Here is a 10005-nt window from a genome sequence, read left to right on the forward strand (position 1 = left end):
CGGGGGGTCAAAATTGGACGCCGATTGGGGGTCAATTTTGGATGCCGATTGACAGGCAGGGGTGGCAAAGGCTGTTGGTCGCCATATCGTCGCCAGTGAGGTACTGAACTGGGGGTCAGGCTGTTCCGATTGGCAAGGTAACAAGTTCTGGCATGGGCTCCCCGCGCATCTCTGGCTTCTGGGCCATCCCTTCGACTGACAATCCCCTAATCCCGTTCGCTTGCCTGCGCGCAACCCCGCGTCAGTCCGGGCCGTGTTGCCCCTTTGGGGCTGCCCGCTCCACCCCGGTCCTCTGGGGGTTTCCGGCGTCCGTTCCGTCCACCGTGCACGCGTCACCCGACGGGCTTTCTCCGGGTCTTGTCGAAGGGACGGTCCCTAAGACAGGACACATAGGAGCGAACCCATGCAGAACATCGTCATCCTCGCCGGCAACATCGGTCAGACCCCCGAAGTCCGCACCACCCAGGGCGGCACCAAGATCACCAACTTCAGCCTCGCCACCTCCCGCCCCCGCCTCTCGGAAGGTCGCGTCCTGCGCGACGAGAACGGCTACCGGGTCATGGACACCGAATGGCACCGCATCACCTGCTTCAACGGTCTCGGCAAGACGGTCGCGGAGCACTGCGAAAAGGGCATGAAGGTCCTCGTCCACGGCCGCATCCACTACACCAAGTGGATCGACAGCATGGGGAACGACCGCTACGGCTGCGAGATCATCGCCGAGAAGGTCGACTTCCTGAGCCGCCCGAAGTCGGCCGAGACCGAAAACCCCGAGCTGGTCGACCGCGACGACGAGATCCCGTTCTGAGGAACGGGGTCTCCCCCTCAGGCCCGGCGGGGAAACCCGCCGGGTTCGGTAGCTCTCCGGCCTTAGCAGCCGCTCGACTGTCCGGAGTGCTGCATGGCAGAATTTCCAAGCCAACCGTCTTACAGGTGCCGCAGGGCTCTGATGATGGGCCCCCCCGACATGACCGTTGTCCGTTGTGGATCCTCGCAGACCCACCTTGTCACGTTGATGCCGTCGGGCACGGTCCAATCATCATCATAGCCGGTCTTTGCCCTACAAATGCCGACACTTATGTGCTCTCTTCGTCGCGATAAGACCCGGGAGGAGCCTACATGCGGAAATTGTTGACGCCCAATCTAGACCATTTTATTGGTTCGATTTTTTTTGATCTAGTCGCCTAGAGCACGCCGATGCACAATGAGATAAGGCTGGCTACTGCCGAAACAGCGACATTCCTTCAAAACCACCTCCCTGGCCTTGCTGAAGACTGGTGGAACAAACTCGTCGTCGATCGCCTGAGCTTTCAGCAACAGCGCATCATTACAGAAAAAAACCTCACGACACTGCGCCAACTCGACTTCGCGGGCCTACTGCGAGTCGTTGACCAGAACTGGTATGACCTCTCGGCGGCGCTGAACTTACCGCGCGAAGGCAGAAACTGGGTCAAGGAACTGCAGACTGTCCGCAACAAGTGGGCCCATGCGTCCTCAGAAACCATGCCGCCCAGTGAACAGTACCGGGACGCCGACACGCTCGGCCGCTTCCTTGGATTGATTGGAGCTTCGCAATCGGCGGTTTCTGCCGTTGAGAAGATCAAGACCGACGCTCTTACGGCCATGTCTGGAACAGAAACTAAGTCGGCTGCGGCCGCCAATATCGATAACCCGGCTCCCGTCGAACAACCGACAAATCGCGAGCACCTCTTTGCCGTGGGCGAGGTCGTAACGCTCCGCTCGGATATGTCGGTGCGGCTGCCGATCCTGCAGGTCGTTCTCAGAGGTGCGGAGCCGCGATACCGTGTTTTCCAGGATGGCAAGTACGCCACTTTTTATGAAAGCCAGCTTGCCGCCGTCGTTGACGAGCAAGGGGAGAATCTTGCGATTTCCGTCGAGGATTTTCGGGCGCGGCTGACGGCCCTGCATTTGCTTTCGCCTTCCAGCGCCAATCTGTTCTCGCTGCGCTCTGGCCGCGTCAATTTTGTTCCCTATCAGTATCGTCCGGTGCTCAAGCTTATCCGTTCCGATCGACCGCGCCTGCTGATCGCGGACGAGGTCGGCGTCGGCAAGACCATCGAGGCTGGTCTTATCCTGCGTGAGCTGCGCGCCCGCATGGACATCTCTTCGATTCTCGTTATCTGCCCGAAAGCGCTGGTCGCCGAGAAGAAATGGCAGGCGGAGATGAAGCGCTTCGACGAGGTATTCACGCCGCTCGACGGGAAGCTGCTTCGTCATTGCCTGCAGGAAACGGACATGGAAGGCGAGTGGCCGGAGCAACACGCCAAGGCGATCCTACCATTCTCCCTTTTTGACTCAGAGTTGGTGCTCGGGCCGGAAGGCAAGCGGCGCAAGAGCAAGGGGCTTCTCGATCTCGAACCTGCTCCCGCATTTGATCTGGTAATCGTCGATGAGGCGCACCATATCCGCAATCCTGAAACCTTCCTGCACCAGGGGATCAGGTATTTCTGCGACAACGCCAAGGCGGTCGTGCTGATGACCGCAACGCCGGTGCAGCTCGGCAGCGGCGATCTGTTCACCCTGCTCAATGTCCTAAGACCTGATCTGGTGATCGACAGGACCAGCTTTGAGCAAATGGCCGAGCCGAACGGCTATCTGAACGAAGCCGTTCGGCTGTGCCGACGGAAGGAAGAGGGTTGGCAAGAGCAGGCCATCGAACAAATGAAGGCGGCAGCCCAAACGGATTGGGGTCGGCTATTCCTGCGCGAAACGCCCTCCTTCCAGTCGGCTTTCGACAACCTGCGCCGCTCTGACGTTGACGATGCTGCGCGGGTCACGCTGATTGGGGCGCTCGAAGGCCTCTACACCTTCAGTTCCGTCATCAACCGGACAAGACGGCGGGATATTGGCGAATTCACCAGCCGGAAACCGCAAACCCTTACGGTGCCCTTTACCGACGAACAGCAGGCTTTCCATGATGATCTTCTCGGTGTGATCGCGCGTATCTTGGCGCGCTGCCACGGTCAGCAGAACGTCAAGTTTATGATGACGACGGTGCGGCGGCAGGCGGCGAGTTGCCTATACGGCCTTGCCCCGATGCTGCGCGACATCCTGGGCCGCAAGCTGGATCAGCTTGAGTTCATGGAATCCACGGACAGTGACGACACCACGGATTTTGGCTTCGTCGAAGAAGTCCGCGCCGAGATAGAAGACCTGATCGCACGGGCAGAGCGTCTGGACAGTCAGGACGAAAAGGTCGAAGCCTTCATCCGGGCGCTGGTCGATAAGTCCCGGCTGGACAATAACAAAGCGCTCGTCTTCAGCACCTTCAGGCACACGTTGGCCTATCTGGCCGCGCACATGGAAGCATCAGGGCTGCGCTACGGCCTTGTCCATGGCGATGTGCCGGACGACGAACGGGCCGATCTCAGAAAGCGCTTCTCGTTGCCCAAAGACGACCCGCAGGCAATCGATGTGCTGCTCTCATCTGAAGTGGGTTGCGAGGGTCTCGACTTTCAGTTCTGCGACTTCCTCGTCAACTACGATCTGCCCTGGAACCCGATGCGGATCGAACAGCGCATTGGCCGTATCGATCGCTACGGACAGAAGGCCGAGACCGTCAGCATCGTTAACCTCGTCACGCCGGGCACCGTTGATGCAGACATCTATCAGCGCTGCTTGTTGCGCATCGGCGTGTTTCAGCACGCTGTTGGCGGCAGCGAAGAGATTCTCGGCCAGATCACCCGGCAAATTCACGACATCGCCGAGAGCTTCACCCTGACAGAAGCAGAGCGCGCAGAAAGGCTGCAGCAACTCGCCGACAACGGTATTCGCAAAGTCAGGGAAGAGCAGGAACTCGAAGACAAGCAATCAGAACTCTTCGGGCTGAACTTGCCGAAGCAGGCCTGGCGTGAAGAAATTGAGGCCGCCGAGACATTCTGGCTGGCACCATCTGCTATCCAGCAATGCGTCGTGCGCTATCTGGCTGCCAGATTAGGGGCGGGGGATACCCAGCACATACAGGGCGACCGGCCGGTCAAGAACCTGCGTTTGGCGCAGGAGGCCAGAAACACCCTACTGACCGACTTCCGTGCCCTCGGTCGAAAGCCGGACATGGTCACCCGCGACTGGGAGCGCTGGCTCAAGGGTGCCAATCCTAATCTTGCCGTGACTTTCGATCAGGGCGCAGCGACTGACAATCCCAAGATCACGCACCTGACCCTCCTGCACCCGCTTGTGCGTCAGGCGGCCCGTTACTTCGAGATCGACGAGCCGATGCAATGCGTCCTGGAAGTCAATGATCAGTTGCCGGAAGGCATTTATCGTTTTGCCCTATATCGTTGGGCAAAGCACGGGATCAGGCCTGACGAGGAACTCGTCGCCATAGCAGAAGACCCGCAAGTCGAGGAAAAGCTGCTGGAGTTGCTGCCCCTTGCCGTTGAGCCGATCCAGAAGATCACACAATCATCGTCCGACTTCGAGGCGCTAGACCGGCTGCATCATGCAAAATGGTCTTCGGCGCAGGCCGACCACATCGCTGCCAACCAAGAACTTGCCGAGCATCGGATGCAGAGCCTGACGGCAAGCCATAGGGCGCGTGTGAACACGCTCCAAGACCAGCTCAGCAAGGCGACTAACGAGAAGATACGGCTGATGAAGCAGAGCGAGCTTGCCAGGGCAGAAGCCGACTTTGATCGACGGGTTTCTGAAATCCAGAATGCCGGTCAAACAGGCGATGTCCGGGCCATGCCGGTGCTCATTGGTACGATCGTGGCTAAGGGGCGCGCGTGATGTCGAGCTTTCTGACAGAACTCTCTGAGCAGCGGCGCAAGTTTCTCGAAGGCCTGGATGCTAACCAGGGGGACATCAACCTCGACATCTTCGAGGACTTCTATCCCGATCAGGCGCACTTCGTGTTCGAGCTGCTGCAGAATGCCGAGGACGCGAAAGCCACAGAGGTTACGTTCACCTTGACCAGCGAGGGATGCCGTTTTGAGCACAACGGCAGCAAGCTTTTCGATGAAGGCGATGTCCGCGCCATTACCGGTATCCATAACAGCTCAAAGAAGAAATCCGCCGACCAGATTGGCAAGTTCGGCGTTGGATTCAAATCAGTCTTTGTTTACACGGTTTCGCCAGAGATCACCTCTGGTGAGTACAGCTTCCGCATCTCCCGGCTGGTCATGCCCGAGGAATGCAGTGGCGAAGTCGTCAAATCCGGGTGGACGCGATTCTGGCTGCCGTTCAATAACCCCAAGAAGCCTGCTGACCTTGCGCATCAGGAGGTCGCTGCCGGCCTTCGTGAGCTGGCCGAGACGACCCTACTGTTCCTGTCGAACATTCACACCATCAGTTGGGCGATCGAAGGTGCCGACCACGGTTACGTGTTGCGGGTCGAGCATGACGACGAACACGTTGAGGTTCTCAAGCAGACCAACGGCAAGAAGACCTCCAGCGCCCACTTCCTGAGATTTACCGAAGCGGTCGAAGGCCTGCCCAATCAGCGCGTTGCCATTGCCTTCGCGCTGGAGTTTCTGCAGGGCAAGGAAAGCCTGCAAACCGGCCTGCCGCTGGCGCAACAGTTGAAGGTTGCTGCGGTTCCTGGCCAGGTGGCCGTGTTTTTCCCCGCTGAAAAAGAAACGTCCGGGCTAAGGTTCCACCTCCATGCCCCATTCGTTCCTGAGCTCAGCCGGGCGAGCATTAAGGAAACGCCGGTCAATACTCCCTTGTTCGCACAACTTGCCGCGCTGTCGGCAGCGGCGATGCACCGTGTCCGTGACCTCGGATTCCTGACGCCGGAATTTCTTGGTGTGCTTCCCAATAAGCAGGATGATCTGGGCAACCGCTACGTGCCCGTGCGGCAGGCGATCCAGGCGGCGTTCAAGTCAGAACCGCTGATGCCGGCTTACGACAAGAGCCACGCTCCTGCGGACGACCTCGTTCAGGCCAAAGCGGCGCTCAAGGAGCTGCTGAATGAAGCCGACATCGAGTTTTTGATTGAATACGAGGGGACCCCACCAAAATGGGCCGCTAATCGGGCGCTGCAGGGCACCAGAGTCGAACGGTTCATGTCCGATCTTGCGATCACCGAGTGGGACGTCTCGGAGTTTCTGCAGCATATTTCAGGCGCAGCAAGCGACAACAACTGGAGCAACCCTGAGGAGGACTTCCTGGAATGGTTGCAAGGGAAGCCTGTCGAATGGTTCCAGCAGTGCTATGCGATCCTTGCCCATGATCCTGATACTCAGGATGAGCTTCAGCAGTTGTCGGACTGTCGCATAGTCAGGCTGGACGACGGTTCTTTGTCGCTTGGGGAAGACTGCTATTTTCCGGACGAAGAACGGAAGTACTCGGGAATAGTGCCATGCGTTGACCCCACCCTCTATGAGGGCGGCAAGAGCAAGGCCCAGCAGAAGCTGGCAAGAAAGTTTCTCGAAGAGGTCGGTGTTACTCAGATCGGTGAATTTGAGCTCGTCGAGGCACTGCTGAAGAAAGAGTACTCCTCGCGCGAGCGCGTCTTGAAAGAACGCGAGCATCTCTCTCATCTCAGACGTTTTATGAAGCTGGTCGAAGATAATCGCTCTGCTGCCAGTTTGCTTGCTGAATACAAGATCTTTATGGGTGCCGACCAAAAATGGCATTCTGCAAAGGAAATTTTACTCGACAATCCATTCTGTGATACTGGCCTCGCCGAGTACTACGGGATTGTTGGATACCCGAGGCTGATTTCACCTCTCGCCGAGTTCTATGAATCGATGCCAATCGATTCTCGGAAACTCGGCAAGTTTCTAAGCGATCTTGGCGCAAAAACCGATATTGATATTGCCTATTCATCGTGCAGCAAGAACCCGAGCTGGGACTATCTTTCAGGCGTATGGGGAGAGCGCTACACCTCGCCTGTCGATCGGGACTACAAGTTTGATAGGTTCAACGAGATAGTATCTGGAATATCGCTCCGGCTCGCTCATCTGATTTGGCGGACGATGATTGCGCGTGGTGACTCTGTGCTGCAAGCGCAATACAGAAAGAATGTCTCGGGAGGTAGCCGATGGGCTGCTTCTCAACTCGTCCATCAACTTCGAAAAGGAGCGTGGGTTCCCCAAGGTGACACGTTCGTCCGGCCGACAGTGGCAAGGGCGGAACTGCTTCCGGAGGGTTTCGTGTTCGAGCCGGGCGCTGGCTGGATCAAGGCCATCGAGTTCGGCAAGTCGATTGCTCTACAGGACGAAAAGACAAAAGCCGAGGCCGCCGCAGCCGCTGAAAGCCAGAACAGGAAGCAGGCGGCAGCAGAAGAGCTAGGTTTCGTCGGTGCTGATGCGCTAGAGTGGCTCCAAAGGTTGTCAGAGGCATCGCCGGACGAGCGTAAGACGCTGCTCGATACGCTTGAGCACTTGAAGGCGAAGCCGGAATTTCCTGAGCACGACTCGCGCAATCCAGAGCGTCGGGCCGAACGTGTTGGCGAGAAAGCGCGCGACGCCGCAGAACGCGCCACCGTCGAAAAGACGCGCAGCGTCTCCGTGGGACGTGAGGAAGTCAAAGCCGAAACTTCCATGTATCTGACAAGCCAGTACTCGCGGGATGGCGCGCTATACTGCCAACTGTGCAAAGCCCCCATGCCGTTCAATTTGGACGACGGGACGCCATATTTCGAGCGCGTCGAATTCTTGCCGGCACTGAAGAGAAGGTACTTTCAGAACTATCTGTGCCTTTGCCCCAACCATGCGGCAATGTTCATGTATGCCAATGGCTCGAAGGACTTGATGTTGCCTATGTTCCTTGAACTGGAAGGCAACGAGCTCGAAGTCATCCTCGCCCAGGCCAACACCACCATCCAGTTCACCAATACGCACATCGCCGACCTGCGTAAGGTGATCGAGGTCGATGCCGAAACGTCAGAACCGTCACCGTAGCCGCCGCCGGTGCAGTCCGCTGAGCAGCTTTTATAGAGAATGTCCCAGCGGCGCTTCTCCCACTCCCACTTCTCTCACCGGCTAGATTGAACTTCAAGGATGCTCCATCGTTACCATGCAGACTGACGAGGTCGCCAGTGAGATTTCTACACCCCATGCCCTCAGGCGGCTCTCGGCCTTTAGGGCTCCAAAGAGTGCGAGTTTGGCCGGTTTTCCGGTGACGGGTTGAGGGTTCGGGAGAGTGGCTCCCGGCGCCCGTCGCGGGAGATAGACGATGGGCGTTGTGGAAGTTTTGGATCCGGTCGCGCCGACGCGGGCTGGTGGCTGGAAAGTGGATGTGAGCCGGGGTGAGCGGAACGGGCGGGTGTCGTCCGAATGGTTCAACCGGCCCGATGACGAGCGGTATCTGTCGCTCGACGATCTCTGGGCCAATGTGAAGGGCCGGTCGGAACGCAGCCGCAGCCGGGTTGTGCAGACGGCGGAAATCCGGGTCGAGGCCGCGCGAGACAACCCCGAGCGGTTGCACCTTATGCTGCCGAAGGCACATGAACCGGTCGCACCCACGCATTGGGCTTTTGGCCAGTTGGCCAGCATCGTCGGCGCACCGGCCTCCTACCTGCGGCAGTTGCCCGCGCCGCTGGCGGGGATCAACCTGCAATACGGCCTGACCAACCACCGGGCCGAGCAGGTGAAGACCTTCGAGACCGAAGATGGTCGCACGGAACTGCGCGCGGTCACCGGCCCCGATTATGGTCGCATCCATGACTTTGAGCTGGTCGAGGCGGTTCAGCGCATCGCGGGCAATGGCACCGGCGACACGCGCTGGAAGGTGCCGGGCGTGCTTGACTGGTCGACCGGGGTCTACAACCCCGATGTCGAGATCAGCCGCGACACGACCACGCTCTATGCTTCGGACCGCGATGTCTTCCTGTTCCTGGTCGATGATCACAACCCGATCGAGGCGGGCCGCCTGCCGGACGGCTCCCCCGATCTCTATTTCCGGGGCTTCTATTGCTGGAACTCCGAGGTGGGCGCGAAAACCCTCGGCATGGCGAGCTTTTATCTGCGGGCCGTGTGCCAGAACCGCAATCTCTGGGGCGTCGAGGATTTTCAGGAGATCAAGATCCGTCACTCGAAATACGCGGCCTCGCGCTTCGCGCATGAGGCCGCGCCCGCGCTGACGCGGTTCGCCAATTCCTCGCCGCAGGGCTTCGTGAATGGCATCAAGGCGGCGCGGCAGCAAGTCGTGGCGCGGACGGACGAGGATCGCGATGACTTCCTGCGCAAGCGCGGCTTCTCGAAGGCAGAGTCCGGCAAGATCATCGAGAAGGTTCTGATGGAAGAGGGCCGCCCGCCCGAGAGCATCTTCGACTTCGTGCAGGGCATTACGCGGCTTGCGCGCGACAAGACCCAGCAGGATGCCCGGCTCGAGATGGAAGGGCGCGCCAAGAAGCTCCTCGACCGGGTCGGCTGACGCCGGGCTCGACAACGCGACCGCCTGCATCGGCGGCGGTCGCGCACTTCCCTTCCACATGCATGCCACTCGCCCCGCCCCGAGAGGGCAGGGAGCTTCGGTGCGTGCAATTCAGCGAGACCCCCATGACCCCCTAGGAAGAAACCGTCATCCTCGCGGCCCGTGACATCCTCGGCCGCTACCTTAGCCAGAACCCGGTTATCGGCAGTTGGCATGCGCTGATGGACTATTGCGCGTTCAGCGTTCGCGGCCCGGTCGAACGCTTCCACGTGCTCTACCTCGACCGCAAGAACCGCATCATCTCCGATGAGCTCCTCTCGACCGGCACTGTCGACCATGTCCCGGTCTATCCGCGCGAGGTGATCAAGCGGGCGCTGATGCTGAACGCCAGCGCCCTGATCCTGATCCACAACCATCCCTCGGGCGATCCGACGCCGTCCGAGGCCGATCTCAGCATGACCAAGGAAATCCAGAAGGGGTGCAGGTATCTCGGCCTGACGCTGCACGACCACATCATCGTCGGCGCCGGGACGGAGCTGAGCCTACGAGCCTTGGGCAAGCTCTGAGGGCCCATCGGACCCGTCACCGCTGCCCCTTCGAGGAAGTGCGCGTTCCGGGGTGATCCGGTCAGGGATTCCGATCTGATCCGGTCACCCATTC

General features: G+C 59.3%; 5 protein-coding genes. All 5 read left to right on the top strand.

All coding sequences use genetic code 11. The features are described from left to right. Positions 1 to 403: 403 nt before the first annotated feature. The 5 genes from FG154_RS19590 to FG154_RS19610 all read left to right on the top strand — a co-directional run bounded on the left by FG154_RS19590 (position 404) and on the right by FG154_RS19610 (position 9911). The gene (locus FG154_RS19590; protein WP_009820080.1) at positions 404 to 808 is read left to right on the top strand and encodes a single-stranded DNA-binding protein; all 405 of its coding nucleotides are present in this window, start codon (positions 404 to 406) and stop codon (positions 806 to 808) included. Positions 809 to 1197: 389 nt separating this feature from the next. Next, positions 1198 to 4752, top strand: coding sequence for a DEAD/DEAH box helicase (locus FG154_RS19595; RefSeq protein WP_145111604.1), 3555 nt, complete (start codon positions 1198 to 1200; stop codon positions 4750 to 4752). Further along, positions 4752 to 7871 (top strand): sacsin N-terminal ATP-binding-like domain-containing protein, encoded by a 3120-nt coding sequence (locus FG154_RS19600; RefSeq protein ID WP_145111607.1) that lies wholly within the window; start codon positions 4752 to 4754, stop codon positions 7869 to 7871. Before FG154_RS19595 ends, FG154_RS19600 begins: the two co-directional genes overlap by 1 nt. Positions 7872 to 8145: 274 nt before the next feature. Further along, positions 8146 to 9345 carry a DUF932 domain-containing protein gene (locus FG154_RS19605; RefSeq protein WP_145111609.1) on the top strand — a complete coding sequence of 400 codons (1200 nt, stop codon included), beginning with the start codon at positions 8146 to 8148 and terminating at the stop codon, positions 9343 to 9345. 149 nt (positions 9346 to 9494) lie between these two features. Next, positions 9495 to 9911 carry a JAB domain-containing protein gene (locus tag FG154_RS19610; protein ID WP_342779089.1) on the top strand — a complete coding sequence of 139 codons (417 nt, stop codon included), beginning with the start codon at positions 9495 to 9497 and terminating at the stop codon, positions 9909 to 9911. The last annotated feature ends 94 nt before the right edge of the window (positions 9912 to 10005 follow it).

It is taken from the genome of Cereibacter sediminicola (genome assembly GCF_007668225.1).
In the GTDB taxonomy this organism is placed as follows: Bacteria; Pseudomonadota; Alphaproteobacteria; order Rhodobacterales; family Rhodobacteraceae; genus Cereibacter_A; species Cereibacter_A azotoformans.

Excerpts from the sequence above, each read along its gene's own strand:
- FG154_RS19600 (WP_145111607.1), top strand. The coding sequence starts at position 4,752 with ATGTCGAGCTTTCTGACAGAACTCTCTGAGCAGCGGCGCAAGTTTCTC.
- FG154_RS19590 (WP_009820080.1), top strand. The coding sequence starts at position 404 with ATGCAGAACATCGTCATCCTCGCCGGCAACATCGGTCAGACCCCCGAA.
- FG154_RS19605 (WP_145111609.1), top strand. The coding sequence starts at position 8,146 with ATGGGCGTTGTGGAAGTTTTGGATCCGGTCGCGCCGACGCGGGCTGGT.
- FG154_RS19595 (WP_145111604.1), top strand. The coding sequence starts at position 1,198 with ATGCACAATGAGATAAGGCTGGCTACTGCCGAAACAGCGACATTCCTT.